This window comes from Streptomyces sp. NPDC021100, assembly GCF_044333095.1.
GTDB lineage: Bacteria > Actinomycetota > Actinomycetes > Streptomycetales > Streptomycetaceae > Streptomyces.
On the sequence record NZ_JBIRQH010000032.1, the window covers coordinates 25442 to 51586 of the forward strand.

The 26145-nt window shown below is 71.0% G+C and carries 29 protein-coding genes; 24 read left to right on the forward strand and 5 right to left on the reverse strand.

The annotated features are described in order from the left end of the window. Window positions 1-249: 249 nt before the first annotated feature. From hemL to ACH4PU_RS34475, 9 genes are all read left to right on the forward strand, one after another. Window positions 250-1566: a glutamate-1-semialdehyde 2,1-aminomutase gene (gene hemL / locus ACH4PU_RS34435; RefSeq protein WP_398281362.1), complete on the forward strand. Its 1317-nt coding sequence runs from the start codon at window positions 250-252 to the stop codon at window positions 1564-1566. 35 nt (window positions 1567-1601) lie between these two features. After that, window positions 1602-2249 (forward strand): histidine phosphatase family protein, encoded by a 648-nt coding sequence (locus tag ACH4PU_RS34440; protein ID WP_398281445.1) that lies wholly within the window; start codon window positions 1602-1604, stop codon window positions 2247-2249. A 134-nt stretch (window positions 2250-2383) separates the two neighbouring features. Continuing rightward, window positions 2384-3574: a hypothetical protein gene (locus tag ACH4PU_RS34445; protein WP_398281365.1), complete on the forward strand. Its 1191-nt coding sequence runs from the start codon at window positions 2384-2386 to the stop codon at window positions 3572-3574. Window positions 3575-3641: 67 nt separating this feature from the next. Next, window positions 3642-4274, forward strand: coding sequence for a TlpA family protein disulfide reductase (locus ACH4PU_RS34450; RefSeq protein ID WP_398281368.1), 633 nt, complete (start codon window positions 3642-3644; stop codon window positions 4272-4274). 4 nt (window positions 4275-4278) lie between these two features. Then, a complete protein-coding gene (locus ACH4PU_RS34455) occupies window positions 4279-5058 on the forward strand; it encodes a cytochrome c biogenesis CcdA family protein (protein ID WP_185943833.1) in 780 nt (259 codons plus the stop codon). A gap of 3 nt (window positions 5059-5061) precedes the next feature. Continuing rightward, on the forward strand, window positions 5062-6996 hold the full coding sequence (locus ACH4PU_RS34460) for a cytochrome c biogenesis protein ResB (RefSeq protein ID WP_398281372.1): 1935 nt from the start codon (window positions 5062-5064) through the stop codon (window positions 6994-6996). After that, complete coding sequence (ccsB, locus tag ACH4PU_RS34465; protein ID WP_398281375.1) at window positions 6993-8147, forward strand: c-type cytochrome biogenesis protein CcsB; 1155 nt, start codon at window positions 6993-6995, stop codon at window positions 8145-8147. Before ACH4PU_RS34460 ends, ccsB begins: the two co-directional genes overlap by 4 nt. Before the next feature lie 116 nt (window positions 8148-8263). After that, window positions 8264-8821 carry a Uma2 family endonuclease gene (locus ACH4PU_RS34470; protein WP_398281378.1) on the forward strand — a complete coding sequence of 186 codons (558 nt, stop codon included), beginning with the start codon at window positions 8264-8266 and terminating at the stop codon, window positions 8819-8821. 36 nt (window positions 8822-8857) lie between these two features. Continuing rightward, window positions 8858-9388 (forward strand): SRPBCC domain-containing protein, encoded by a 531-nt coding sequence (locus ACH4PU_RS34475; RefSeq protein WP_398281381.1) that lies wholly within the window; start codon window positions 8858-8860, stop codon window positions 9386-9388. A gap of 31 nt (window positions 9389-9419) precedes the next feature. On the opposite strand, the gene ACH4PU_RS34480 is transcribed toward ACH4PU_RS34475, so the two are convergent. Both ACH4PU_RS34480 and ACH4PU_RS34485 read right to left on the reverse strand, forming a co-directional pair. Next, window positions 9420-10835, reverse strand: a complete 1416-nt coding sequence (locus ACH4PU_RS34480; protein WP_398281384.1) for a phosphocholine-specific phospholipase C — start codon at window positions 10833-10835, stop codon at window positions 9420-9422. A 549-nt stretch (window positions 10836-11384) separates the two neighbouring features. Continuing rightward, complete coding sequence (locus tag ACH4PU_RS34485) at window positions 11385-11717, reverse strand: PLD nuclease N-terminal domain-containing protein (protein WP_398281387.1); 333 nt, start codon at window positions 11715-11717, stop codon at window positions 11385-11387. An 87-nt stretch (window positions 11718-11804) separates the two neighbouring features. Here ACH4PU_RS34485 and ACH4PU_RS34490 point away from each other — a divergent pair, with 87 nt between their 5' ends. From ACH4PU_RS34490 to ACH4PU_RS34505, 4 genes are read left to right on the forward strand one after another with little or no spacing between them, the layout of a single operon-like run. Then, on the forward strand, window positions 11805-13262 hold the full coding sequence (locus ACH4PU_RS34490; protein ID WP_398281390.1) for a menaquinone biosynthesis decarboxylase: 1458 nt from the start codon (window positions 11805-11807) through the stop codon (window positions 13260-13262). 43 nt (window positions 13263-13305) lie between these two features. Next, window positions 13306-14208: a menaquinone biosynthesis prenyltransferase MqnP gene (gene mqnP, locus ACH4PU_RS34495; protein WP_398281393.1), complete on the forward strand. Its 903-nt coding sequence runs from the start codon at window positions 13306-13308 to the stop codon at window positions 14206-14208. A gap of 42 nt (window positions 14209-14250) precedes the next feature. After that, the gene (locus tag ACH4PU_RS34500; protein WP_398281396.1) at window positions 14251-14811 is read left to right on the forward strand and encodes a Uma2 family endonuclease; all 561 of its coding nucleotides are present in this window, start codon (window positions 14251-14253) and stop codon (window positions 14809-14811) included. Window positions 14812-14859: 48 nt separating this feature from the next. Further along, window positions 14860-15564, forward strand: coding sequence for a UbiX family flavin prenyltransferase (locus ACH4PU_RS34505; protein ID WP_040889420.1), 705 nt, complete (start codon window positions 14860-14862; stop codon window positions 15562-15564). Here ACH4PU_RS34505 and ACH4PU_RS34510 read toward each other — a convergent pair. Next, window positions 15561-15713, reverse strand: a complete 153-nt coding sequence (locus ACH4PU_RS34510) for a hypothetical protein (RefSeq protein WP_398281454.1) — start codon at window positions 15711-15713, stop codon at window positions 15561-15563. The two genes, ACH4PU_RS34505 and ACH4PU_RS34510, sit on opposite strands and share 4 nt — an antisense overlap. A gap of 120 nt (window positions 15714-15833) precedes the next feature. Between ACH4PU_RS34510 and ACH4PU_RS34515 the strand changes: the two genes are divergently transcribed. The 6 genes from ACH4PU_RS34515 to ACH4PU_RS34540 all read left to right on the forward strand — a co-directional run bounded on the left by ACH4PU_RS34515 (window position 15834) and on the right by ACH4PU_RS34540 (window position 21207). Then, window positions 15834-16289 carry an Lrp/AsnC family transcriptional regulator gene (locus tag ACH4PU_RS34515; RefSeq protein ID WP_004943663.1) on the forward strand — a complete coding sequence of 152 codons (456 nt, stop codon included), beginning with the start codon at window positions 15834-15836 and terminating at the stop codon, window positions 16287-16289. 117 nt (window positions 16290-16406) lie between these two features. Further along, window positions 16407-17570, forward strand: coding sequence for an aminofutalosine synthase MqnE (gene mqnE, locus ACH4PU_RS34520; RefSeq protein ID WP_398281400.1), 1164 nt, complete (start codon window positions 16407-16409; stop codon window positions 17568-17570). A 93-nt stretch (window positions 17571-17663) separates the two neighbouring features. Then, window positions 17664-18185 (forward strand): GNAT family N-acetyltransferase, encoded by a 522-nt coding sequence (locus tag ACH4PU_RS34525; protein ID WP_398281403.1) that lies wholly within the window; start codon window positions 17664-17666, stop codon window positions 18183-18185. Between the two features lie 86 nt (window positions 18186-18271). Next, on the forward strand, window positions 18272-18559 hold the full coding sequence (locus tag ACH4PU_RS34530; RefSeq protein WP_398281406.1) for a DUF4229 domain-containing protein: 288 nt from the start codon (window positions 18272-18274) through the stop codon (window positions 18557-18559). Window positions 18560-18973: 414 nt separating this feature from the next. Further along, entirely contained in the window at window positions 18974-20314 is a 1341-nt protein-coding gene (locus ACH4PU_RS34535) for a dicarboxylate/amino acid:cation symporter (RefSeq protein WP_398281409.1), read from the forward strand. A gap of 362 nt (window positions 20315-20676) precedes the next feature. After that, window positions 20677-21207 carry a hypothetical protein gene (locus ACH4PU_RS34540; protein WP_398281412.1) on the forward strand — a complete coding sequence of 177 codons (531 nt, stop codon included), beginning with the start codon at window positions 20677-20679 and terminating at the stop codon, window positions 21205-21207. Window positions 21208-21456: 249 nt separating this feature from the next. On the opposite strand, the gene ACH4PU_RS34545 is transcribed toward ACH4PU_RS34540, so the two are convergent. Beyond that, window positions 21457-21939 (reverse strand): NUDIX domain-containing protein, encoded by a 483-nt coding sequence (locus ACH4PU_RS34545; RefSeq protein WP_398281415.1) that lies wholly within the window; start codon window positions 21937-21939, stop codon window positions 21457-21459. Window positions 21940-22049: 110 nt separating this feature from the next. On the opposite strand from ACH4PU_RS34545, the gene ACH4PU_RS34550 reads away from it, so the two are divergent. From ACH4PU_RS34550 to ACH4PU_RS34570, 5 genes are all read left to right on the forward strand, one after another. Beyond that, a complete protein-coding gene (locus ACH4PU_RS34550; protein ID WP_398281418.1) occupies window positions 22050-22274 on the forward strand; it encodes a helix-turn-helix domain-containing protein in 225 nt (74 codons plus the stop codon). Between the two features lie 100 nt (window positions 22275-22374). Continuing rightward, window positions 22375-23247 (forward strand): XRE family transcriptional regulator, encoded by an 873-nt coding sequence (locus ACH4PU_RS34555; RefSeq protein WP_398281421.1) that lies wholly within the window; start codon window positions 22375-22377, stop codon window positions 23245-23247. A gap of 104 nt (window positions 23248-23351) precedes the next feature. After that, window positions 23352-23861, forward strand: a complete 510-nt coding sequence (locus ACH4PU_RS34560) for an ATP-binding protein (protein WP_398281424.1) — start codon at window positions 23352-23354, stop codon at window positions 23859-23861. After that, a complete protein-coding gene (locus ACH4PU_RS34565) occupies window positions 23854-24060 on the forward strand; it encodes a hypothetical protein (protein WP_398281427.1) in 207 nt (68 codons plus the stop codon). Before ACH4PU_RS34560 ends, ACH4PU_RS34565 begins: the two co-directional genes overlap by 8 nt. Before the next feature lie 151 nt (window positions 24061-24211). Beyond that, entirely contained in the window at window positions 24212-24871 is a 660-nt protein-coding gene (locus ACH4PU_RS34570) for a TetR/AcrR family transcriptional regulator (protein ID WP_398281448.1), read from the forward strand. A 16-nt stretch (window positions 24872-24887) separates the two neighbouring features. Here the strand turns inward: ACH4PU_RS34570 and ACH4PU_RS34575 are convergent, their stop codons facing one another. Continuing rightward, the gene (locus ACH4PU_RS34575; protein ID WP_398281430.1) at window positions 24888-26087 is read right to left on the reverse strand and encodes a lipase family protein; all 1200 of its coding nucleotides are present in this window, start codon (window positions 26085-26087) and stop codon (window positions 24888-24890) included. Window positions 26088-26145 lie beyond the last annotated feature (58 nt).

Sequence of the window (26145 nt, forward strand, 5' to 3'; positions counted from 1 at the left end):
ATCGTCTCAGACACCTCCCCCGTCGAGAGCGTGTGAAACGCCCGGACACACGTGCCTACGGGGCTCTGAGACCATGGCTAGCGTGAGCTACCCCTCTTCGGCCCCAGTGTCCCAGATGCGCGGGGGCTGACACCCGGTCGGAAGCGGGAGAAAAACCAGCGAACCCGAGTGAACCCCAGCAGGGCCCACAAGCCGGGGCGTGCGGCGGCCGTCGCCGTCCCTCCCTACGTCTCCGCAGGCAGGAACAGAGTGCCTTATTCATATGAAGCCCCAGTGTCCCAGACGCTCTTCGAGCGCGCGGCGGTCGTGACGCCCGGTGGCGTGAACTCTCCGGTGCGGGCGTTCCGTGCCGTGGGTGGTACGCCCCGGTTCATGGTGTCCGCGACCGGCCCGTACCTCACCGACGCGGACGGCCGGGAGTACGTGGATCTGGTCTGCTCGTGGGGGCCGATGATTCTCGGCCACGCGCACCCCGAGGTGATCGCGTCGGTGCAGGCCGCGGTGGCCCGCGGTACGTCGTTCGGTACGCCCGGTGAGGGCGAGGTGGCCCTCGCCGAGGAGATCGTGGCGCGGGTGGAGCCGGTGGAGCAGGTGCGCCTGGTCTCGTCGGGGACCGAGGCGACGATGTCGGCGATCCGGCTGGCGCGCGGGTTCACCGGCCGGGCGAAGGTGATCAAGTTCGCGGGCTGCTACCACGGCCACGTGGACGCGCTGCTGGCCGCGGCGGGCTCGGGTGTGGCGACGTTCGGGCTGCCGGACACGCCGGGCGTCACCGGCGCCCAGGCGGGCGACACGATCGTGCTGCCGTACAACGACCTGGAGGCCGTGCACGAGGCGTTCCACGCGTACCCGGGCGAGATCGCCTGTGTGATCACCGAGGCGTCGCCGGGCAACATGGGCGTGGTGCCGCCGCGTCCGGGCTTCAACGAGGGCCTGAAGCAGGCGTGTGCCAAGAACGGCGCCCTGTTCATCTCCGACGAGGTCATGACCGGTTTCCGGGTCTCGAAGGCCGGCTGGTACGGGATCGACGGCGTCAAGCCGGACCTGATGACGTTCGGCAAGGTGATGGGCGGCGGCTTCCCGGCGGCGGCGTTCGGCGGCCGGGCCGACGTGATGGCGCACCTGGCCCCGGCGGGCCCGGTCTACCAGGCGGGCACCCTGTCAGGTAACCCGGTGGCGACGGCGGCGGGCCTGGCGCAGCTGCGGCTGCTGGACGACGCGGCGTACGAGCGGGTGGACGCGGTGTCGGCCGAGGTCGGCGGGCTGGTGACGGCGGCGCTGACGAAGGAGGGCGTGGCGCACCGGCTGCAGACGGCGGGCAACATGTTCTCGGTCTTCTTCACGGACCGGGAGGTCACGGACTACGAGCTGGCCAAGCGGCAGCAGTCGTTCCGGTACACCGCCTTCTTCCACTCGATGCTGGCGCAGGGCGTCTACCTGCCGCCGTCGGCGTTCGAGTCCTGGTTCGTGTCGACGGCCCACGACAGCGCGGCGATCGAGCGGATCGCGGCGGCTCTGCCCGCGGCGGCGCGGGCGGCGGCCGAGGCGACGGAGGAGCAGAAGTGAGTGGCGAGGGCAACGACATCACCGTCGTGCATCTGATGCGGCACGGCGAGGTGCACAACCCGGAGGGCGTGCTGTACGGCCGCAGAGCGGGCTACCACCTGTCGGACCTGGGCCGGGAGATGGCGGACCGGGTGGCCGAGCACCTGTCCGGGCGGGACGTCACGCATGTGGTGGCCTCGCCGCTGGAGCGGGCGCAGGAGACGGCGGCGCCGATCGCCAAGGCGCACGGTCTGGACCTGGCGACGGACGGGCGGCTGATCGAGGCGGAGAACGTCTTCGAGGGCAAGACCTTCGGCGTCGGCGACGGCGCGCTGCGCAAGCCGGCCAACTGGAAGCACCTGACGAACCCGTTCCGGCCGTCGTGGGGCGAGCCCTACGTGGAGCAGGTCGTCCGGATGATGGGCGCGCTGAACGCGGCGCGGGACGCGGCCCGCGGGCATGAGGCGGTGTGCGTCAGCCACCAGCTGCCGATCTGGATCGTGCGCAGCTTCGTGGAGCGGCGCCGGCTGTGGCACGACCCGCGGAAGCGGCAGTGCACGCTGGCCAGCCTGACGACGTTCACCTACCGCGGCGACAAAATCGTTTCGGTGGGTTACAGCGAGCCGGCCCGCGACCTGGTCCCCGCCCATCTGCGGGCGGGCGCCAAGCCGGTCAAGGGCGGCGCCAAGGCGTTCGGGGCCTGACCGTGCGGCTTCGGGAGTAACGCGGCCGCCGTACGTCGACGCGCCCCCGTCCGAGTTGTCGTCTTATATGGACGACAGGAGGGCGGGGGCGCGTCGACGACGAGCGGAGGCCGCGCGTGCCGTACACCGGCGACATGGCCCGACGAGGGTTCCTGGGCGCGGTCGCGGGCGCGGCCGTCGCATCGGCCGCCGCGGGCTGCTCGTCCGCCCCGGACCGGGCGGCGGACCCGGTGGTGGCCCCGGCCCGGGGCCTGGCCCAGGTGCGGCCGATCGGCGACGGCTCGACGGCGTACACCGGCCGGCAGCCGGGCCGGCTCCCGCCGCCGGAGCGGCTGGAGCCGGGTCAGCGGCCGCCGCAGTTCGTCGTCTTCTCCTGGGACGGCGCCGGCGAGGTCGGCGACGGCCTCTTCCCGCGCTTCCGCGGGCTCGCCCGGGACCACGGCGTGCGGATGACCTTCTTCCTCACCGGCCTCTACTGCCTGCCCGAGTCCCGGAAGTCGCTCTACCGGCCGCCGAACAACCCGGTGGGCGCCTCGGCCATCGGCTACCTCTCCGACGAGCACATCAAGGAGACCCTGCGGAACCTGCGCGCGGCGTGGCTGGAGGGCCACGAGATCGGCACGCACTTCAACGGGCACTTCTGCTCCGGGCCCGGTTCGGTGGCCCGCTGGACGCCGGAACAGTGGGAGTCGGAGATCGGGCAGGCCGTCTCGTTCGTCATGTCGTGGCGGACGAACACCGGCTTCACCGACGTCGAGCCGCTGCCCTTCGACTACCGCAAGGAGCTCGTCGGCGGCCGGACGCCCTGTCTGCTGGGCCGGGGGAACCTGCTGCCCGCGGCGGCGAAGCTGGGCTGGCGGTACGACGCGAGCTCGCCGGGCGGACGCCAGGTGTGGCCGGTGAAGCGGCAGGGGATTTGGGACTTTCCGTTGCAGTTGATCCCCTTTCCGGGTCACTCTTTCGAGCTGCTTTCCATGGACTACAACCTGCTCGCCAACCAGTCCCGGAACTCCACCAAGGCCCCGCCCGCCCACTACCCGGGCTGGCGGCGGCAGGCCACGGAGGCGTACCTCGCCGGGTTCCGGCGCGCGTACGAGACCAACCGGGCGCCGTTCTTCATCGGCAACCACTTCGAGCGCTGGAACGGCGGGATCTACATGGACGCCGTGGAGGAGGCGATCAAACGCATCGCCGACGAACGGCACCGGGACGTCCGCCCGGTCTCCTTCCGGCAGCTCTGCGACTGGCTGGACGCCCAGGACCCGGCCGTGCTGGAACGGCTGCGCCGGCTGCGGACCGGGGAGAAGTGGACTCCGGGCCGCTGAGCACCAGGGTCGGGTGGGGCAAGGGGGGCGCGCAAGATCCCGGAAATCGCCATGCGAAACTTTTCACATGAGTGCCTGCCGCGCCGATCGACGCACCCGGTTCCGCCCGTTCCGCCGTCGTACCACCGTGCCGGCCGTCGGCGCCGTCCTCGTGGCGCTGACGCTGAGTGCCTGCGGGTCCGGAGGGACCTCCGGCGGGGGCGGCGAGACGCAGTTCGTGCAGGGCGCCGGCGGGGTCGACATCGTCAAGGACAGCGGCTCCCGGAAGGACGCGCCGGAGCTGTCCGGCACGACCCTCCAGGGCGAGCAACTCAATGCCACCGAGAAGTTCAAGGGCAAGATCATTGTCTTTAACGTCTGGGGCTCGTGGTGCGCTCCCTGCCGGGCCGAGGCGAAGAACCTGGTGAAGGCCGCCCGGGACTTCAAGAGCAAGGGCGTCGAGTTCGTGGGCCTCAACGTCCGCGACCCCGACAAGGCGAACTCCGTCGCCTTCGAGAAGTCCTTCGAGGTCCCGTATCCGAGCATCCACGACTCCGGTGGGAAGCTGATCCTGCGCTTCCCCAAGGGCAACCTCAACCCGCAGGCCATCCCCTCCACCGTCTTCATCGACCGGAACGGGAAGATCGCCGGCCGGGCGCTCAAGCCGCTGACCGAGGACGAGCTGACCGAGACCCTCGACCACCTGGTCGCGGAGAAGTGACGCCGTGAACGCCGCGCCGCTCGTCCTCGCCGCCTCCGGCGACGGTCTGAACCACACCATCCTCTCCGGAGCACTGCTGCTGGCCCTGCCCGTGGCGGTGCTCGGCGGGCTGGTGTCGTTCTTCTCGCCGTGCGTGCTGCCGCTGGTACCGGGCTACCTCTCGTATGTGACGGGAGTGGGCGGCGCGGACCTCGCGGAGACCCGCCGGGGCCGGATGCTGGCCGGCTCCTCCCTGTTCGTCCTGGGCTTCAGCGCCGTCCTCGTCTCCATGGGCGCGGCCTTCGGCTACTTCGGCACCACCCTCCAGCGGTACCAAGGGACGATCTCCACGGTCCTCGGCGCCGTCATGATCGTCCTCGGACTCCTCTTCACGGGTCTGCTGAACCGATTCGGTCAGCGCGAGTTCAGGTTCCACGTGAAACCCACGATGGGGCTGCTCGGGGCGCCGCTGCTGGGCATCGGCTTCGGCGTCGGCTGGACGCCGTGCATCGGGCCCACGCTGGCCGCCGTCCAGGCCCTGTCGTTCAAGGAGGCCAGCCCGGGCCGGGGCACCCTGCTGACCCTCGCCTACTGCGCCGGGCTCGGCCTGCCGTTCATACTCACCGCCCTCGCCTTCCGCCGGGCGCTCGGCGCCTTCGGCTGGGTCAAGAAGCACTACGCATGGGTCATGCGGATCGGCGGCGGCATGCTCGTCCTGGTCGGCCTCCTGCTGGTGACGGGAGCGTGGGACTACCTCATCCAGGACCTGCAGACGTGGTCGAACAAGTACCAACCCGGGATCTGAACCATGGCCAAGACCGATAGCACGCCCACCACCGAGGCGCAGGAGGACGACGCCGCGGGCGCCCGGCTGTCCACGGCCCCGGCCGAGGACCGCGGCCAGGCGGTCCCGGGTTCGTTCGGCGGTGTCCGGCGCCCGGGCGCGCTGGGCGCGCTCGCCTGGACCGGGCGGGAAATCTTCGGCTGGCTGCGCTGGTTCTGGCGGCAGCTGACCTCGATGCGGGTCGCGCTGATCCTGCTGCTGCTGCTCTCCCTCGCGACCATCCCCGGCTCGCTGATCCCGCAGACCAGCGTCGACTCGGTGAAGGCCGACACGTGGAAGGAAGCGCACAAGACGCTGACGCCGGTCTACGAGAAGCTTCAGCTCTTCCACGTCTACAGCTCGGTGTGGTTCTCCGCGATCTACATCCTGCTGTTCGTCTCGCTGATCGGCTGCATCGTCCCGCGCACCTGGCAGTTCGTCGGCCAGCTCCGCGGCCGGCCGCCGAAGGCGCCGCGCCACCTCGACCGGCTGCCCGCCTACGCCACCTGGCGCACCGACGCCGATCCGGACGAGGTCCTGGCGGCGGCCCGGCGGACGCTGCGCCGCAAGCGCTTCCGCACGGTCGCGGCGGACGACTCGGTCGCCTCCGAAAAGGGCTATCTGCGCGAGGCGGGCAACCTCCTCTTCCACGTCTCGCTGATCGTGATGCTGGTGGCGTTCGCGTCCGCGCAGCTGTGGAAGTACGAGGGCGGCAAGCTCGTCGTCGAGGGCGACAAGTTCTCGAACACGCTCACGCAGTACGACGACTTCAAGTCGGGCTCGCTGTTCAACGCCGACGACCTGCCCCCGTTCGGCTTCGAGCTCAAGGGCTTCACCGGGACGTACGAACGCACCGGCCCGCAGAAGGGCACCCCGCGCGACTACCGGGCGCACATCAGCTACTGGGAGGGCGCGGACGGCACACCGCGCGACACCACGATCAAGGTGAACGAACCGCTGGAGGTCGGCGGCTCGAAGGTGTACCTCCAGGGCCACGGCTACGCGCCCCGGGTCACCGTCCGCGACGGCCAGGGCACCGTGGTCTACCAGGGCGCGGTCGCCTCGCTGCCGCTGGACAACAACATCACCGAGACCACCGTCATCAAGGTCCCCGACTACTGGGACAAGAACGGCAAGAAGGGCCAGGTCGGCTTCCGGGGCAACTTCGTCCCGACGCTCGACCTGCGCACCGGCCGGATGGCGTCGGTGTTCCCGGCGCTGGACAACCCCGTGCTGATCCTCACCGCCTACAAGGGCGACCTGGGCATCGACTCGGGCCTGCCGCAGAGCGTCTACAAGCTCGACACCAAGCGGATGAAGCAGTTCATGGAGGGCGACCGGCCCTTCGCGCGGGCGCTGAAGCCCGGCGAGACCATGACGCTGCCGGACGGCGCGGGCTCGCTGAAGTTCGACGGCATCAGCACCTGGGCAACCTTCCAGATCTCCCACAAGCCCGGCGACATGCCGGCGCTGGCCGGTGCCGTCGCGGCGCTGATCGGTGTGGCCGGGTCGCTGTTCATCCAGCGCCGCCGGGTGTGGGTGCGCGCCGTGCGCGGGGCGGACGGGCGTACTGTCGTGGAGCTGGCCGGCCTCGGGCGCAGTGAGTCGGCCAAGGTGCCGGAGGAGCTGTACGACCTGGCGGTCGCGCTGCAGAGCGAGGCACCGCCGGTGGTGGAGGAGGAGCCCGACGGGACGACCTCCTCCGGCGAGAGCTCGGATGAGAGCTCCGGCGAGGGCTCCGACGAGAGCTCCGGCAAGGGCTCCGGAAAGAGTTCCGCAAAGAGCGAAGAAGAGAAGGCCGTGGAGACAGCCGAGGAACGGGCCGTGGAGAAGCCCGCCGAAGCGAACGCCGACGCGACCGCCGAAGAACCCACCCGACCCGCTGAACCCACGGATCCCTCCGAAGGAGCGCGCGCGTGAACATCGCTGCCGCGGCCAACGAGAACATGGCCCACACCAGCAATGTGCTGATCTACTCCGCGATGGCCGTCTACACCCTCGCCTTCCTCGCCCACATCACCGAGTGGGTCTTCGGCAGCCGCAGCGCCGTCGGCCGGACCGCCGCCGCGATCACGGCGGAGACCCGACCGGCCGCCGTCGCGGTCACCGTCCGCAAGGCGGGCGGCACGGCGGTGCTGGAGCGGCCCAAGGTCGTCACCCGGTCGGCCCCCGGCACCCGCGAGGACGTGCCCGACGGCCCGGGTGCGGCCGGCACCAGCGAGAAGGGCGACCTGTACGGCCGCATCGCGATCTCGCTGACGGTGCTGGCGTTCGCGCTGCACGTGGGCGGGGTGCTCACCCGCGCCCTGTCGGTGCGGCGGGCGCCGTGGGGCAACATGTACGAGTTCTCCACGACGTTCGGCATGGTCGCCGTCGCGGTCTACCTGGGGCTGCTCCTCGCCAAGAAGAACATCCGCTGGCTGGGCCTGCCGCTGGTCACCACGATCCTGCTCGACCTGGGTCTGGCCATCAGCGTGCTCTACACCTCCAGCGACCAGCTGGTGCCCGCGCTGCGCTCGCCCTGGCTGTGGATCCACGTCTCCTGCGCGATCATCTCCGGTGCCTCGCTGTACGTCGGCGCCGTCTCCACCCTCTTCTACCGTTTCCGCGACGGCTACGAGGTCCGGCTGGCGGCGGGCAAGACGGGGCCGGGCGTCCTGGAGAAGAAGCTCAAGGGCCTGTCGAAGGACGCCGGCCTGGGCATCCGGCTGGGCGTCCGCCTCCACATGGCCTGGGACAACATGCTGAGCCGCATGCCGTCCGCCGCGACGCTCGACAAGTTCGGCTACCGGATCAACGCCACCGTCTTCCCGCTGTGGACCTTCACGATCATCGCGGGCGCGATCTGGGCCGAGGCCGCCTGGGGCCGCTACTGGGGCTGGGACCCCAAGGAGGTCTGGTCCTTCATCACCTGGGTCGCCTACGCCTCCTACCTCCACGCCCGCGCCACCGCCGGCTGGAAGGGCCGCAAGGCCGCCTACCTGGGCCTGGCCGCGTTCGCCTGCTACTTCTTCAACTACTACGGGGTGAACTTCCTCTTCGGCGGCAAGCACTCCTACTCGGGCGTCTGACCGGCACCCGTCACGCATCACCCACATGGGCCCGCTCCTCCTTTCGGGGGGAGCGGGCCTTTGTGCGGCGCCGGGGGCGGCCGGTGTTCCTACGATCGTCGGACGAGGAGGTGCCGATGGCGGACGTCGCGGACTCGGCCGAACTGGATGAGATGTTCTCGCTCGTCGAGGCCATGAAGGTTCCTCCCGGCTACCGCGCCGAGATCATCGAGGGGCAGATCGTTCTGAATCCGCACCGTAAGGCGCAATCCACGATCATCAGGCGGCTGGTCGGAGACCTGACGTCGGCACTCGGACGGGACGCGGACATCCTCTGGGACGTCCGCGTCGACTTCCCCGGCGGTCTCAACGGTTATGCCCCTGACGTGGCCCTCATGAGGGACGGCGCCGAGGAGGACGATCACGGGCTCCACGACTACCGCGACATCGAGTTCGTCGCCGAGGTCGTCTCCCAGGGCAGCCGGCGTGACGACTACGACGCCAAGCTGAAGGTCTACGCCGCCGCCGGCATCCCGACGTACCTGATCGCCGACCCGAAGACGGGCGTGGCGCACGTCTTCCACGCGCCGCGCGAGGGCGTGTACACCGATGAGACGAGCCACACCTTCGGTGAGAAGTTCGCCCTCCCCGGTTCCGGCATCGTGATCGACACCACCTCCTGGCCACGCGACTGACGCGCGGGACGTGTGGGGCTGTGGTGTGCTGGAGGCATGGAGATGCCGTCCCCCTACGGGGCCTCGGAGACCCACGGTGACGTCCACACACTCTGCTACGAGCTGTCGCTCCCGTACCCCCGGGAGCGGGTGTGGGAGGCCGTCGCTACGCCGGAAGGGCTGCCGACCTGGCTGGCCGCCGCCGAGCCGTTCGAGCGGCGGGAGGGCGGGGCCATCACGCTGCGGTGGCTGAACACCGACCCGGAGGGCAACGCCACCGTCGCGCCGGGCCGGGTGACCGCCTGGGAGCCGGAGAGCCTCGCCGAGTACACCGTCGAGATCCACGGGCGCATCCGGTTCGAGCTGGAGAAGGCCCCGGCGAGCGTCGGCGGGACGCTGCTGCACTTCACCAACGAGATGCCCGGCACGGACGACCAGCGGCTGGACTGCCTGGCCGGCTGGCACCACCACTTCGAGTACCTGCTGCGGGCGCTGGCCGGGCACCCCGCCGACTGGGCGGCCTGGCGGCTCGACCGGTGGCGGGAGCTCCGGGAGGAGTACGGGAAGGGGAAGCGGGAGCTCCCCTAGGAGGCCGTCCCCCAGGGGAGTCTCCCTCTCGTCACCGGCGGGGCCTGGTGCCCTTCTCCTGTACCGGGACCTGCTGCGTCGCCCCCGGCAGCGTCGGCTTCGGCAGGTGGGCGACCTCCCACTCCGCCTCCTCCAGCTCCTTCTCCGTGTCGCGCGGCAGCCGTGGCGCCCGGGGGGCCGGTGCGTCGAAGCCGAAGGCCGAGGTGAGGTCGCCGAAGGTGCGCCGGCGCCAGTCGCTGATGTTGGGCTCCCGGACGCCGGTGAAGCGCTCCAGGAAGCGCAGCGCCGAGGTGTGGTCGAACGCCTCGCCCGCCGCCCAGCCGCCCACCGTCCACGGCGAGACGATCAGGCAGGGAACCCGGAAGCCGCCCCCGATCGGCAGCCCCTTGACGAACTCGTCCTTGGTGCCCTTCGGCGGCACCGGCGGCGGGACGTGGTCGAACAGGCCGTCGTTCTCGTCGTAGTTGAGGATGAAGACGGTCTTCGCCCAGACCTCGGGGTTGTCCGCGATCGCCTCGATCTTCTTGGCGACGAAGTCCGCCCCGGCGGCCGGCATGAAGTTCGGGTGCTCGGACTGCGGGCCCGTGGGGATGATCCAGGAGACGGCCGGCAGGCGGTCGTTTCGGGCGTCGTCCTCGAACGTCCCCTCCGGCTGCCGGCGCATCCCGCGCTCGTACAGCGGATCTCCGGGCTTCGCGTCGCGGAACCGCTTGAACCACTCCAGCATGTTGCAGCCGTAGTTGTCCGCCTGCTGGTAGACCCGCCAGCTGACGCCCGCCGCCTGGAGGCGCTCGGCGTAGGTGGTCCAGCGGTAGGGGGACGGCATGGTGTTGCTGATGATCGGGCCGCCCTTGGTGCCGCCGGGGTCGATGGTGCCCGTCATCCAGTAGAGGCGGTTGGGCCAGGTGGGGCCGAAGACCGAGCAGAAGTAGTTGTCGCAGATGGTGAACGTCTCGGCGAGGGCGAACTGGAACGGGATGTCCTCGCGGGTGTGGTACCCCATCACGTACGGGCCGTTCTTCCCGTCCGCCTTGCGGTGCGCGGGCAGCCACTTGTCCATCTTCCCGCCGTTCCACGCCTCGTGCTGGACGGACCAGGCGTGGCTGGTGGACGGGATGGCCTGGGCGCTCGTCTTCCGGGTGTCGAGGTGGAAGGGGAGCAGATAGCCCTTGGGGTTCTCGGCGTCCGGCTGGTGGAAGACGCTGCGGCCGGTGGAGAGCCGGAGGGCCTTGGGGTCGGCGAAGCCGCGGACGCCCTTGAGGGTGCCGAAGTAGTGGTCGAAGGAGCGGTTCTCCTGCATCAGCATGACCACGTGCTCGACGTCCCCCAGCGAGCCGCGCCGCGGCGGCCCGGCCGCCACCGCGCGCTGGACGCTGGGCGGCAGCAGCGAGAGCGCGGCGGCGCCGGCACCGGCCGCGGCCGAGCCGAGGAGTCTTCGTCTGCTCATGATCCCGGGCATTGCACCCTCCCTGAGGTCGCGTCAGGCCACAGTGTGGCCGTTGCGACTCTCCCGGCCCGGGAGTGCGGGGGGATAGGGGAGTGCGGGTGAAATGCTCGGCAATTGGCCGTAAAGGAGGGGGCGTTGGGAGCTGCGGGGAGGGCGGGATGGTGATCGTATTACCCGATCGGGGGATCGAAGGCTGGGCCGATGGGCGGACGCGACGCCCGCCGAACGGGCGGGCGGGCGATCGAGGGACCAGGGGATCGGGCGGCCGGGGGATCAGGTGGACGGGCGGGTCCGCGGCGGGCGATCGGTACGGGCTCGAACCCTCGAACCCTCGGCCCCTTGAATCCTCGGTCCCTCGGTCCCTCGGTCCCTCGGCCCCGGGTGCCGCCGGCCGTGACCGCGCGCCAGGTCCCTGCCGTCCCGGCTGCGCGTTTGCCGCCAGCCGTCCCGGCCGCGTAGTTGCTGTCTGCCGCTCCGACCGCCGCGTGCTGAGTGCCTGCCGTCCCGGCCGAGCGCCTGGGGCCTGCCGTCCCGGCACCGCCGCGTCGCTCAGCCCCGGTCCTCGCCCTCCCCGCGCGGCCGGCGGTCCTGGTCCAGCGAGCGGAGGAACTCGGGGTTGTCATCCGGGGCCACCCAGCCGCCGCCGCCACCGCCCCCGCCGGCCCCCGCGGCGCCGCGCCGGCCGGACCGGCCCGCCGCGCGCGGCCGGCCCACGGCCAGCCAGGCGACCGGCCCCAGCAGCACCTCGCCGAAGAGCAGGATGATGATCACCCACGCGGTCTTCGGCAGCTTGCGGACCTCTTCCTCGGGCGTGTTCAGACAGTCGATGAACGCGTAGATCCACAGCGCCAGGACCAGCAGGAACGGCAGATACCTGAGCATTGGCCGAAGCCCCCCGGGACGTGGCGGTGGGGCCGTCCCGCGGCCCCGTGACAAGGCCAGGGTAGTCCGTGCTCGATACTGGAACGCATGGCTTATGACGATCTCCGCTCGTTCCTCAGAGCGCTCGAACGCGACGGCGACCTCAAGCGCGTCAAGGCCGAAGTCGACCCCCACCTGGAAGTCGGGGAGATCGTCGACCGGGTGAACAAGGCCGGCGGCCCGGCGCTCCTCTTCGAGAACGTCAAGGGCTCGGCGATGCCCCTGGCGATGAACGTCTTCGGCACCGACCGGCGGCTGCTCAAGTCGCTCGGCCTGAAGTCCTACGACGAGATCGGCGAGAAGATCGGCGGGCTGCTGAAGCCCGAGCTGCCGCAGGGCTTCGTCGGGATCCGGGAGGCGTTCGGCAAGCTGGGCGCGATGGCGCACGTGCCGCCGCGCAAGGTGAAGCCCGGCGACGCGCCCGTCCAGGAAGTGGTGCTCACCGGGGACGACGTCGACCTGGACGCGCTCCCGGCGCTCTTCACCTGGCCCGAGGACGGCGGCTCCTTCTTCAACCTGGGGCTCACCCACACCAAGGACCCCGAGACCGGCGTCCGCAACCTCGGCCTCTACCGGCTCCAGCGCCACGACAAGCGCACCATCGGGATGCACTGGCAGATCCACAAGGACAGCCGGAACCACTACCAGGTCGCCGCCCGCCGCGGCGAGCGGCTGCCGGTGGCCATCGCCTTCGGCTGCCCGCCCGCCGTGACGTACGCGTCGACCGCGCCGCTGCCGGCGGACATCGACGAGTACCTGTTCGCCGGCTTCGTGCAGGGCAAGCGGATCGACATGGTCGACTGCAAGACCGTCCCGCTCCAGGTGCCGGCCGCGGCCGAGGTGGTGCTGGAGGGCTGGCTGGAGCCGGGGAAGATGCTCCCGGAGGGCCCGTTCGGCGACCACACCGGCTTCTACACGCCGCAGGAACCGTTCCCCGCGCTGACCATCGACTGCGTCACCATGCGGCGGCGCCCGCTGCTCCAGTCGATCGTCGTCGGCCGGCCGCCGACGGAGGACGGGCCGCTGGGCCGGGCGACGGAGCGGTTCTTCCTGCCCCTGCTCAAGATCATCATTCCGGACATCGTCGACTACCACCTGCCGGAGTCCGGCGGCTTCCACAACTGCGCGATCGTCTCGATCGACAAGAAGTACCCGAAGCACGCCCAGAAGGTGATGCACGCGGTCTGGGGCGCGCACATGATGTCGCTGACCAAGCTGATCGTGGTCGTGGACAAGGACTGCGACGTCCACGACCTGCACGAGGTGTCCTGGCGCGCGTTCGGCAACGTCGACTACGCGCGCGACCTCACCGTCGTCGAGGGCCCGGTCGACCACCTCGACCACGCGTCGTACCAGCAGTTCTGGGGCGGCAAGGCGGGCATCGACGCCACCGCGAAGTGGCCCGAGGAGGGCTACACGCGGGACGGCGGCTGGCCGTCGATGGTGGAGTCGGATCCCGAGGTCGCCGAACGGGTGACGAAGCGCTGGAAGGAGTACGGGCTGTGACGTCTACGGCCGCCATTCGCACGGATGGCCGGGGGTGGCGCCGATGAGCGCCTCCGCCGCCGCCCTCCCGCAGCCGGGGCGCACCCGGGCGTTCCTGCGCCTGGTGCTGATAGAGCACTCGGTGTTCGCGCTGCCCTTCGCGTACATCGCCTCGTTCACGGCGATGTTCCAGGAGGACGGGCGCGTCGACTGGTGGAAGCTCTTCCTCGTCACCGTGGCGATGGTCGGGCTGCGCACCTTCGCGATGGCCTGCAACCGGATCATCGACCGCGAGATCGACGCCCGTAACCCGCGGACCGCCGGCCGCGAACTCGTCACCGGCGCGGTCTCCGTCCGCTCGGCGTGGACGGGCGCGCTGGTGGCCGTCGTCATCTTCCTGGGCGCCGCGGGCCTGCTGAACCCGCTGTGCCTGGCGCTGGCCCCGATCGCGGTGATCCCGATGGTGGTCTATCCGTACGGGAAACGGTTCACCCACTTCCCGCACGCGATCCTGGGCCTGGCGCAGGCCATGGGCCCGGTCGGCGCCTGGCTGGCGGTGACCGGTTCCTGGTCCTGGGACGCGGTGATCCTGGGGCTCGCGGTCGGCGTCTGGATCGGCGGTTTCGACCTGATCTACGCCTGCCAGGACGTTGCCGCCGACCGCGTACATGGCGTGAAATCGACCCCCGCCCGCTTCGGTGTCCCGGCCGCGTTGCACGGCGCCCGCGTCTGCCACGTGATCACCTCCGCCCTGCTGGTCTGGTACGGCGTGGCCACGCACGCGGGCGCGTTCTTCTGGACCGGCCTGGTGGTGGTCGTCGCGACGTTCCTGTACGAGCACTCGATCGTCCGCCCGCACGACCTGTCCCGCCTGAACCGCGCCTTCTTCACGGTCAACGGCTTCATCGGGATTGCCCTGTTCGTGTGCGCGCTGCTGGATCTGGGGGTGCGGGGGCTGGGGGTGTAGCTACGGTTCCTCCTACTATCGGTGCAGGGAAGGGAGACTGTCGTGGCCATCTCGGAGCTCGACCGCCTGCACTCGAAGCTCACCAAGCTGGAGAGCCAGCTTGAGGGCTACAAGGGTGAAATCGTCGGGGGCGCCATCATGATGAGTCCGGTCAAGCCGATCCACGGCAAGACCATGCGTCGTCTCGGTCCCATGCTGGAGTCCCAACTGGCCGGGGAGTGGGAGGTCGTGGAGGACGTGGCCTTCGTCTTCTCGGAGGACGACGAGTTCTGCCCCGACCTGGCGGTCATCCCCGCGGCGGAGGAGACGCGGAACCTCGGTTCCTACCCCGCGGACCTGATCGAGTTGGCCGTCGAGGTGGTCTCCCCGTCCAGCGTTCGCAACGACTACCGGGTCAAGGACCGTGCCTACGCCAGGGCGGGTATCGCCAACTACCTCGTCTTCGACCCGTACAAGGGCCACTGCGTCACCCTTTGGAACCCCGGCCCGGATGGCTACCTCGGCCGGGACACCGTTCCCTATGGCAAGACGGTCACGGTCGAGTCGTCCATCGGCCCCCTGAGCTTCGATACCTCCGGGCTTCCGGTGGCCCTCGGCGGCTGACCCCCGCCCGACGGAGCCCCCGCGCCCCGGCCGACTAGGCTCGGGGGCGTGGAGCCGTACGAACACGCAACGCAACGATCCGAGCGCCGGCCCTGGGTGGTCGGTGTGTCCGGTGCGTCCGGGACGCCGTACGCGGCGGCCGTGGTGCGCGGGCTGCTGGCCGCGGGGGAGGGCGTGGACCTGGTGGTCAGCCGGGCCTCGCGGCTGACGCTGCTGGACGAGACCGGGATCTCGTTCCGGGACGCGCACTGGCGGGACGACCTGCGGCAGTGGCTGTCGCTGGGGGCGGACGGGAAGCCGCAGGCGTTCGACGTGGGCGACGCGGAGCTGGCCCGGGTGCGGTACTGGGCCGCCGGTGATCTGGCGGCGGGGCCGTCGTCGGGCTCGTACCCGGTGAAGGGGATGCTGATCGTCCCGGCGAGCACGGCCTGTGTGGCGGGTGTGGCGCTGGGGCTGTCGAAGGACCTGCTGCAGCGGGCCGCGAGCGTGACGCTCAAGGAGCGGCGGCCGCTGGTGGTCGCGGTGCGCGAGACGCCGCTGAGCGGTCAGACGCTGCGCCAACTGGTGGCGCTCGACGAGGCGGGCGCGATCGTGCTGCCCGCCTCTCCGGCGTTCTACGCGGGGGCGACGCACATCCAGGATCTCGTGGACTTCGTCGCCGGGCGGGTACTGGACGCGGCGGGGGTGCCGCACCGGTACTACCGCAGGTGGAAGGGGGAGCTCGGCGGTGGCCGGGCCCCGGAGGGGAGTTAGCGCTTCTTCGTGGCGCGCGCGGCGCGGGCCCCTGCGGCCTCGGCGCGGCGGGCGGCGGTGACGGACTGATGGGCACGCGAGCGGTTGGCCAGGTCCTGCAGCTCGCGCATGCGGGCGTAGGCCATCTCGATCGTGTACACGGGGCTCACTCCTGAAGGATCGTTGGTGCCGTAAGCGTTCGGTGAAAGATTTTCGGGGCGTCAGCCCTTCAATGCCTTAGATTCTACATGCAAGACGGCAAGTTCGCTGATTATTGAAAGGTTCCAGCCATGGACGCGGTGGACAGGCAGCTCATCCAGGCCCTCCGGGAGAACGGGCGGGCCTCGTACGCGGAACTGGGCCGGCTCGTCGGGCTGTCCGGCCCGAGCGTCACGGACCGGATCAACCGCCTGGAGGCGGCCGGTGTCATCACCGGCTACCGCGCGACCGTCAACGCCGCGTCGCTGGGCCTGGGCGTCACGGCGCTCATCGGCATCCAGCTCTCGGACGCCGCCGACCACGAGGACGTGGCGCAGCGGCTGCGCGACCTGGAGGAGATCGAGGACTGCTGGTTCATCGCCGGCGACGACTCGTACATGCTCAAGGTGCGCGTCGGCGACGTCGACGGCCTGGAGCGCACCATCCGCCGGCTCTCCGGGACCAAGGGCGTGAGCCGCACCCGCACCACGATCGTGCTCTCCACCAAGTGGGAGAACCGGGTGGGCGAGCTGCCCGAGGACATCTGATGGGTGGCGGGCCGAGCCCCGAGGGCGTCTGACGGCCGTCTCCCGCGGGGGAGTAGGCTCGACCGGGCCAGGCGGAGGAAACCGGACGTACTCCGGACATACCAGAGAGGCGATCGCATGGACGCGGGACTCAAGCGCGAGCTGGAGCAGAAGGTGCGCGCCGGTGAGCGGCTGACCCGCGAGGACGGCATCGCCCTCTACGCGTCCGACGACCTCGCCTGGCTCGGCGGTCTGGCCCACGAGGTGCGGACGCGGAAGAACGGCGACACGGTCCTCTTCAACGTCAACCGCCACCTCAACATGACGAACGTGTGCACGGCCTCGTGCGCCTACTGCTCGTTCCAGCGCAAGCCGGGCGAGAAGGACGCGTACACCATGCGCATCGAGGAGGCCGTCCGCCTCGCCAAGGCGATGGAGAACGACCACCTCACCGAGCTGCACATCGTCAACGGCCTGCACCCCACCCTGCCGTGGCGGTACTACCCGCGGTCGCTGAAGGCGCTCAAGGAGGCGCTGCCGCAGGTCTCCCTGAAGGCGTTCACCGCCACCGAGATCCACCACTTCGAGAAGATCTCCGGCATGCCGGCCTCCGAGATCCTCGACGAGCTGATCGACGCCGGCCTGGAGTCGCTGACCGGCGGCGGCGCGGAGATCTTCGACTGGGAGGTCCGGCAGCACATCGTCGACCACGAGACCCACTGGGAGGACTGGTCGCGCATCCACCGCCTCGCGCACGAGAAGGGCCTCAAGGGCCCGAGCACGATGCTCTACGGGCACATCGAGGAGCCGCGCCACCGCGTGGACCACGTGCTGCGGCTGCGTGAGCTCCAGGACGAGACCGGCGGCTTCCAGGTCTTCATCCCACTGCGCTACCAGCACGACTTCGTGGACATGAAGGACGGCAAGATCCGCAACCGGCTCCAGGCGCGGACCTCCATGGCCACCGGCGCCGAGGCGCTGAAGACCTTCGCGGTCTCCCGGCTGCTCTTCGACAACGTCCCGCACGTCAAGGTCTTCTGGGTGATGCACGGTCTGCAGACCGCGCAGCTCGCCCTCCAGCACGGCGCCTCCGACATGGACGGCTCGGTCGTCGAGTACAAGATCACGCACGACGCGGACAACTACGGCACGCCGAACAAGCTGACCCGTGACGACCTGCTGGAGCTGATCCGCGACGCGGGCTTCCGCCCGGCGGAGCGGAACACGCGGTACGAGGTCATCCGGGAGTACGACGGTCCGGACCCGGCGCGGCGCGAGGTGCCGCAGGCGATGCGGGTCTGATGGCGGGTGGCTCGGGGAAGCCCTGGTGAGGCGGTCGTCTCACCAGGGCTTTTCTCTTGCGTGCTGAAGGCGCGTAATGGTTGCATCGGATCCATGGCTCTTACGTTCCAGCGTGATCCGCAGCTGACCCCCGAGCTCCCGGGCGAGTTCGCCCGCCTCTGGTACGACGTGTCCCGGGCCGGCGGCTCGGTCGGGTTCGTCGAGTCGGTGACCGAGGACGAGGTGCGCGCGGCGACCGAGGTGCAGGTCGCGCGGGTGGCGGCGGGGGAGCACCGGATGCTCGGCGCGTATGACGCCGAGGGGCGCCTGGCCGGGACGACGTTCCTGCGGCTCCACACCGACTTCAAGACGCGGCACTGGGCCATGGTCGTCCTGGTGATGCTCGACCCCGCGCTGCAGGGCGGCGGCCACGGGCTCCGGCTGATGCGGGAGACGGTCGGCATGGCGCGCGACGCCGGCCTGGAGGCGCTGCGGCTGGAGGTGCGCGGCGGCATGGGGCTGGAGGAGTTCTACGGGCGGCTCGGGTTCAAGGAGGTCGGCCGGGTGCCGGGCGGGCTGCGGCTGGCGGCGGACGACTACCGCGACGACGTCCAGATGTGGCTGCCGCTGAACTGACGGACCTCCCTCTGGATTGATCCACTGCTCCTCGTGCTTGACTGGTAGGGACCCTTTCGGCTGCCGTTGAGAAGAAGGTCCGTCCCGTGAGTAGCCAGAAGTACGCCTCGCTCCGATACACCGCTCTGCGATTCGGCCTGCTCGTCGCCTCTTTCGCCGTCGTGTGGGTGCTCTGCTACCTCCACGCCATCCCGCTCGGGGCGAACGGCTCCAACACCGTCTGGATGATCCTGCTGGCCCTGATCATCTCGGCGCCGCTGAGCTGGGTGCTGCTGCGCAAGCAGCGGGACGCCATGGCGATGCAGGTGGCGGAGCGCGTCGAGCGGACGCGGGAGCGGCTGCAGGCGAACGCGGGCCAGGAGGACCGGGCGTAACCGGGCACGGCCGGACAACTCACGCCAAGGGCGGCCATCGCCGCCAAGGGTAGTTTTCGTCACATCGCGCGCCGCCGTCTCGCCGCCGGGCAACCGCCCGGCGGTGGGGCGTGCGGCGCTTTCGCATGTCCTGGGGCGCCCCTGGCGGGGCCTCAGCCCAAAGAATGTCTTTGGGTTCCTCAAAGTTCCAGTGTTAACGTGTCGATATGAAGACAGCAGCAGCGCACCGAATCCCCACGGGCCCCGGCCTCGTGGCGCGCCTGCACGTCGATCTTTGCCGCTGTCTGTCCGCGGCCTGTCGCCGCCGCTGATCGCTCCACGCCGATCACCCCGACGCGGCCGGAGATCCCGTACGTACGGACCTCCTGGCGCCTCGCGCCCCTTCTCCACCCCCGTCTGTCCCCGGAGTTTCCGTTGTCATCGACGCCTTCTTCGTCCGCTTCCGCCGTCCGCGGCCGGATACCCAAGGTGCCCTTCTGGGCCCAGATCCTGCTCGGCCTCGTCCTCGGCGCCCTGCTCGGCTGGGCGGCCCGCAGCGGCGACATCGCCTGGCTGCAGACCACGCTCGACAAGATCGGTGAGATCTTCGTCCAGCTGCTGATGGTCGTGGTGGCCCCGCTGGTCTTCTTCGCCATCCTGGTCTCGATCACCAACCTGCGGAACGTCTCGAACGCGGCGCGGCTGGCCTCCCGGACCCTCCTCTGGTTCATGATCACGTCGCTGATCGCCGTCACCATCGGCCTGACGATCGGCCTGCTCACGGACCCCGGCTCCGGCACCGGCCTCACCGCGGCCGACGGCGCCGACCCCAAGAAGAAGGGCTCCTGGCTCGACTTCATCACCGGCATCGTCCCGACCGACGTCATCACGCCGTTCACCCAGCTGAACGTGCTCCAGATCGTCTTCATGGCCGCCGTCGCCGGTGTCGCCGTCCTCCAGGTCGGCGAGAAGGCCCGCCCGCTGCTCACCCTGAGCGAGTCCGTCCTGGAGCTGCTCCAGAAGGTGCTGTGGTGGGTCATCCGGCTCGCCCCGCTGGGCAGCCTCGGCCTCGTCGGCCACGCCATCCACAAGTACGGCTGGGACCTGATCGGCAAGTACGCGACCTTCACCGCGGACATCTACGTCGGCTGCGCCATCGTCCTCTTCGGCGTCTACCCGCTGCTGCTCGCGACGGTCGCCAAGGTCAACCCGCTGCGGTTCTTCAAGGGCGCCTGGCCCGCGATCCAGCTCGCGTTCGTCTCCCGCTCCTCCGTGGGCACCATGCCGCTGACCCAGCGGGTCACCGAGCGGCTGGGCGTGCCGAAGGAGTACACGTCGTTCGCCGTGCCGTTCGGCTCGACGACCAAGATGGACGGCTGCGCCTCCATCTACCCGGCCATCGCCGCGATCTTCGTCGCCCAGGTCTTCGACGTGCCGCTGGAGGTCCGCGACTACCTGCTGATCGCGTTCGTCTCGGTCATCGGCTCCGCCGCGACCGCCGGTCTGACCGGCGCCACCGTGATGCTCACCCTGACCCTCTCGACGCTGGGCCTGCCGATGGCCGGCGTGGGTCTGCTGCTCGCGATCGACCCGATCGTCGACATGATCCGCACCGCCACCAACGTCGCCGGCCAGTCCGTCGTCCCGATCATCGTCGCTTCCCGCGAGGGCATCCTCGACCGGGAGGCGTACGCCACGGCCGACGGCTCCAAGCTGGACGGCGAGCCGGAGCGGGAGCACGTCCGCGAGCAGGAGCCGGTGCTGAGCGCGGCGTGACGCGGTCGCCGGGTGACCGGCGCGTGAAGTGACGGCGGGAGTCCCCGGCCTTCGTTCCCTGACGAGGCCGGGGGCTCCCGCCGTGGTCGTGCGCCGGCGTGCGCGCGGGGTGTTCACCACGGTGCCGTTCCCACCCGGCCGTCCCCGGGTGCCGGCCTGGGCTGTCCGGCCGCGCCGGACCGACCGTCACGCGTGACCGTGTCCGGCCGCGCCCGCACCGGACCTGCCCGCGTGCGCGATGTCCGCGCGCGCCGGGTGGTGCGGTGTACGTGGTGAACGGTGTGACGGCGCTACGGCTGGGTGCGCGTCCCGCCCGTAACCGCTGCCGCGACGGGGTAGCGATGTCGTCCGTGGGAGGGCGAATGGGCGGCAGGAGAGCGCTGGGCGCGGCGGTGGCCGGAGGGCTGCTGATGGCGGTGTCGCTGACGGGCGTGCCGCCGGCGGCGGCGCATGACGGGCCGATGGGCTGCCAGGGACGGGAGAGCACGCACTTCTCGCCGGGGAAGACGCTTTTGCCCCGCCTGGTGCACGCCACCGCGCACATCGACTACCTGTGCACGGACGCGTCGGGATCCGTACGGCCGGCTACGGGCCGGATCACCGGGCGGACCCGGACGTCGTGCGTGGACATCAGCGGCGGCCGGACCCGTGAGGTCATCACCTATGCCGACGGCGGCCGTTCACTGATCCTCTACACCGACGACACCGTCGCCCAAGTCGCCAACGCCAACCTCGTCACCTTCCGCGGCCGGGTCCTGGAAGGCCGCGGAAAGGGCCTCCGGGCCGACCGCACCCTGCTCCTCCTGGACAAGGGACTCCCCACCGCCTGCCTGACCCCCGAGGGCCTCACCGCCGCGAGCGGCGTAGCCTCCTTGCGCATCGGGCCCGGCTGAGCGGCGACGGCCCCCACCGGGCGGGACCGCCCGCGACTGCGCGGTGTGCCGATCGCCGCCGGGGGGGGGCGGCGGGTGCGTCAGGGCGCGGTGCGGCCGGGGATCGGCGTCGCGGGAGAGTGCTTCCACAACCACCAGGGGGCGCGCCATGAGCTTCTCGTGCTCTGCCCGTTGCCAGGGCCCCTCATGGCGTTGGCCATCGCCGGCCTCCCTCGATCACGTCCAGGCGTGCCCGCGCTGACGGCTGTGTCAGGGCGAGGCCGGGACGCCGTGCTCCAGGTAGCGGACGGCCGTCGCGTCGCGCGCGGTGACGGCCTGGTGGACGCGGCGGGCCAGTCGGGGGATCAACAGGTCGTCGATCGCCTCGCGGGGGTGGAAGCGGGCCTCCAGTACCTCGCCGTCGGCCGGGTGGATCGCTTCGTAGTGATGGCGGTCCAGGAGGCCGCCGTCGAAGATGAACAGGACCTTGTCGCCTTCGGCGGGGCTCGGCGCCCAGTCGACGACCAGGAGGGAGCCGATGGGCGGGGTGATGCCCAACTCCTCGGCCACTTCGCGCCGGCAGGCGTCGAGCGGCGACTCGCCCTTCTCGACGTAGCCGCCGGGGATCTCCCACCCGGGCTTGTAGGAGGGGCGGACCAGCAGTACACGGCCACCCTCGTCGAAGAAGAGCGCCCCCGCGGCCATCCGGGGGTGCGCCATGCGCTCCTCGTGTTCGTTCTGCGGCTGCGCCATGCGGCGAGCCTAGTCCCGTCGGTTCCCGCTCCGTACACCGTGCTCCGTCGTTGCTCAGTGCGGCGCACCATACGGGAGGGGCGCGGCCGGGAGGGGTGGCGATGCGAGGCATGGCGGATCACAGGGCGTTCGGGGCACGGGTGCGTTTCTACCGGGAGCGACGGCGCCTGACGCAGCGGGAGTTGGGGGCATTGCTCTGCCGGTCCGAGGACTGGGTCTACCGGGTCGAGTCCGGACGCATCCCGGTGAACAACGTCCGGATGCTGATGGATCTCGCCGAGGCGTTGCGTGTGCACCTGGAGGACCTGAACGGCTCTCCCGGCCCTTCTGGATGACAGGGGCGAGCACCAAGGGAGCGTCCCGCGCATCCGCGCCGCCCTGATGCGGTCGCGTCGGCTGTCCGGCGCACTGTTCGAAGAGCGCGAGCCTCCGCGCGTGGAGCGGGTGACGGACGAAGTGGCGCGGGCCTGGGAGCTTTACCAGGCGTCGGAGTACGCCCGGCTCGGTGCCGTCCTCCCCGGCCTGCTGGCCGATGCCCGGCTGGGTGTGGACACTTCGGGGCCGCGGACCGGACCGGTGCGGCGGGACTTCGCCCTGGCGTGCCATGTGGCAGCCGTGTACCTGCGGAAGCGCGGCGAGACGAACCTCGCCTGGACGGCGGTCGACCAGGGCGATGTGGCGGCGAGCGGTACGGGCGATCCCGCGGTGGTGCTGACCCTGCGGCGGGGTGTCGCCCACGTTCAGTTGGGAGCCGGACTCGCCGAGGAAGCGGCGCGCGTCACGCTTGATGCCGCCTCGGATCTCGCTCCCGGGTGGTGGCGGAGCACGCCGGTGAACCTCTCCGTCTACGGAACGCTGTTCCTGAACGGCGCCGTGGCGGCGGCGCGCATGCGGGACCGGGCGCTCACGGACGAGATGCTGGCGAAGGCCCAAGAGGCCGCCGACCTGCTGGGCGCGGACCGGAACGAGATGTGGACGTCGTTCGGTCCCGCCAATGTCGGCATCCACCGTCTGGCGACGGCCTTGGAGTTCCAGGACGTCCCCGCCGCCCTGGAACTGGCTGACCCGGCCCGTGCGTTCGGGCTTCCGGTCGAACGGCGGGCGCGGCAGCGTCTTGACGTCGCACGCGCGTACGGTGAGGCAGGCCGGACGGATGAAGCGGTCGACCAGCTCAAACGTGCTTACCGCACCGCGCCGGAGCAGATGCGGGCTCATGAGTTCGCGCGTGACCTCGCCCGGCGTCTGCGGACACGGACGCGTCGGCGCGATGCGCAGGAACTGGCCGTGCGGTTGGGGGCGGTGCGTTAGCCGTCGTCGACGTACGGCACTCGGCCGGAAATTTCTTCCGGGTCGGGGCACGCGCGGGCCCCTAACGTCACTGCCTCGAACGCCGGTGACGTCGGAGGTCAGTGATGAGGCACGCGCGGGTCAGGGTCGACGAGGTCGCCGTCGCACCCGACAAGTGTTTCCGTGAACTGACCCTCGACGTGGACGTTCCGGGCGCGGTGCGGACCGCCCGCGCCGTGACGGTGACCACCCTGGCCGGCTGGGGCCTGGGAGCTCTGGCGGACGACGCGGCGCTGGTCGTTTCCGAGCTTGTCGGCAACGTGGTGCACCACGCGGTGCCGGACGGCGGTCGGCTGCGAGCCGGAGCCTCCCGCAGAGCCCGCGTCGCCTTCCTCGGCTGGCCGAAGTGGCTGTTCATCGGCGTGACCGACGAGGACTCCAGCCCTCCGGTCGTCCCGGTGGAGGAGGCATTCCCGCCCGGGCGGCTCGACGGTTCGCCGGACGCGGTGGTTTCCGACCGGGGGCGCGGCCTGCTGATCGCCCGTCGGCTGTCCGACGCGCTCTGGTGGACACCGCGGGAGGGCGAGGGGAAGACCGTGTTCTGCCGCTTCGACCTGAGGCCGGAGCATGACTGATCGCCGGAACGAGGCAGGGTGCGTCGGCCGGCTCTTCGCCCGCCTGGCCGCCGCCGTGTTCGTCGTCGAGGAGTGGTGGTGGCGGCACCTGACGCACCGGCGGCTGTTCCGGGTGTTGGACGCGCGGGGGCTGCCGGGGTGGGTGGGGCGGGAGTTGGTGTGGCTTGAGTGCTGCCGGCGGGCCGGGGGCCGCCCTTGACGGTCGCGCCCTGCGTGATATTACCTGCCGGTACTGTAGCGGGGGCGGAGGGATGCTTGTTGTGACCACTGCACAGACCGACGCTGTCAGGAGCCGGGCCGGCGCCAAGGCGTCCGTGCCGGGCGGGGTGCCGAAGCCCAGGGTCCGGCGGATGCCCCGGGAGGTGCGGGAGCGGCAGATGATCGACGCCGCCGTGCGGGTGTTCGCCCGCTGCGGCTACAGCGCCGCCTCGATGGACGAGATCGCGGAGCTCGCCGGGGCGTCCAAGCCGCTGATCTACCTGTACTTGCACTCGAAGGAGGATCTGTTCGGGACCTGTATTCGGCGGGAGGCGGAGGCGCTGCTCGGTGCCGTGCGGTCCGCCGTCGAGCCGCACGCCCCGGCCGACCGCCGGCTCTGGGACGGGCTGCGCGCGTTCTTCGCGCACACCGCGGCGCATCCGGAGGGGTGGGCGGTGCTCAGCTGCCGGGCCCGTACGCATGGGGAACCGTTCGACCGAGTGGTGGCCGAACTGCGCGAGGAGATCGTGGAGGTCGTCGTGCGGTTGATCGAAGAGGCTGCCGAGGACGCCGTCGGGGCGGCGGCCGGGCGGGTGCCGCTCAACGGGCGGGAGGTCACCGGGCTCGCCCACGCCCTCGTCGGCGCGGCCGAGTCGCTCGCCGGGTGGGCGAACGGGCCCGCCGGCGCCGTCCCCTCGGCCAAGGAGACGGCGGAGACGCTGATGAACGTGGCCTGGGTGGGGCTGCAGAATCTGGTGAGCGGGCGGCGGTGGGAGGGGACTTCCGAGGCCGGGGTGGTGTCGTCCGGCTGATGCCTCCTGGGCCGCTTCAGGCGCAGTCGCCTCCGTCCGGGCGGTCCGCGAAACGTTCCGCCAGCCAGTTCGCCGCCGGGATTGCCTGGACCACCGCGCCGCCCACGTGCTCCGTGAGCGGCAATGCCGTCCAGCGGACGCTCGCCCCCCGCGCGCACCAGTCCGCGCGCAGGCGCCGGCCGAGGTCGTAGGGGATCAGCTCGTCGGCCGTCCCGTGGTACAGGTACACGGGGTGGTCGGGGGCGTGCGTGCCCAGGTTCGAGGAGCGCAGGACGCGCTGCCAGTCGGCCTCGTAGAGGGGGTTGCGCACGGTGACGTCGGAGATCTTCTTGAAGAGGCCGGCGGCCACGTTGGCGGCGACGCAGTTCTCCCTGAGGAAGCTGAGGTGGGCGCGGCCGCGGTCGTTGAGGTAGTCGTCCAGGCGGAGTTCGGGGTAGGCGGCGTTCTGGCCGGACGCCGCCATGAGGATCAAGCCGGCGCCGATGCCGCCGTTGTCGTAGTCCGCGGTCCTGAGGAGGTCGGCGGGGACGCCGCCGGTGGCCGTGCCCTTCACGTTCAGCTCGGGGGCGTAGCTGTCGTGCAGCTCCGCCGCCCAGGAGGTGGCCTGGCCGCCCTGGGAGTAGCCCATGATGCCGACGGGCGCGTCCGGCGACAGGCCTGCCTCGGGGAGCCGCAGGGCGGCGCGGGCCGCGTCGAGGACGGCGTGGCCCGCCGAGCGGCCGACGACGTAGGTGTGGTCGCCCGGGGTGCCCAGGCCCTCGTAGTCGGTCACGGCGACGGCCCAGCCGCGTGCGGTGAGGAGTTGGATGAGGTTCGCCTCGACCGTCGTCCCCCGCGGGAAGCCGGCGGACGGGGCGCACTTGTCGGCGAGGCCGACGGTGCCCACCGCGTAGGTGATCAGGGGGCGGGTGCGGTCGGGTCTGCCGTCCCGCGGGACGATCACCGTGCCCGAGACGGTGTTGGGGGTGTTTTTGGCGGTGGTCGAGCGGTAGGTGATGTGCCAGGCGCGGGTGGGGGTCGGTTGGGCGGGGAGGGGGTGGAAGGTGGTGGGGGTGGTGGTGAGGATGTCGCCGGGGGCGAGGTTGTGTGTGGTGGCCGCCTTGGTGGTTTGGGCGGCCGCCGGGGTCGCTGAGGCCGCCGTGGCCGCCGTGGCGGTGAAGGTGAGTGTCGCGGTCAGTGCGGCTGCTGCGGTGCGGGCTGCGGTGCGGAGGCGCATGGGGCGCTCCCAACTGACGGGCTTGTAGGGGTTGCTGGGCGCACCGTAGTGACCGACT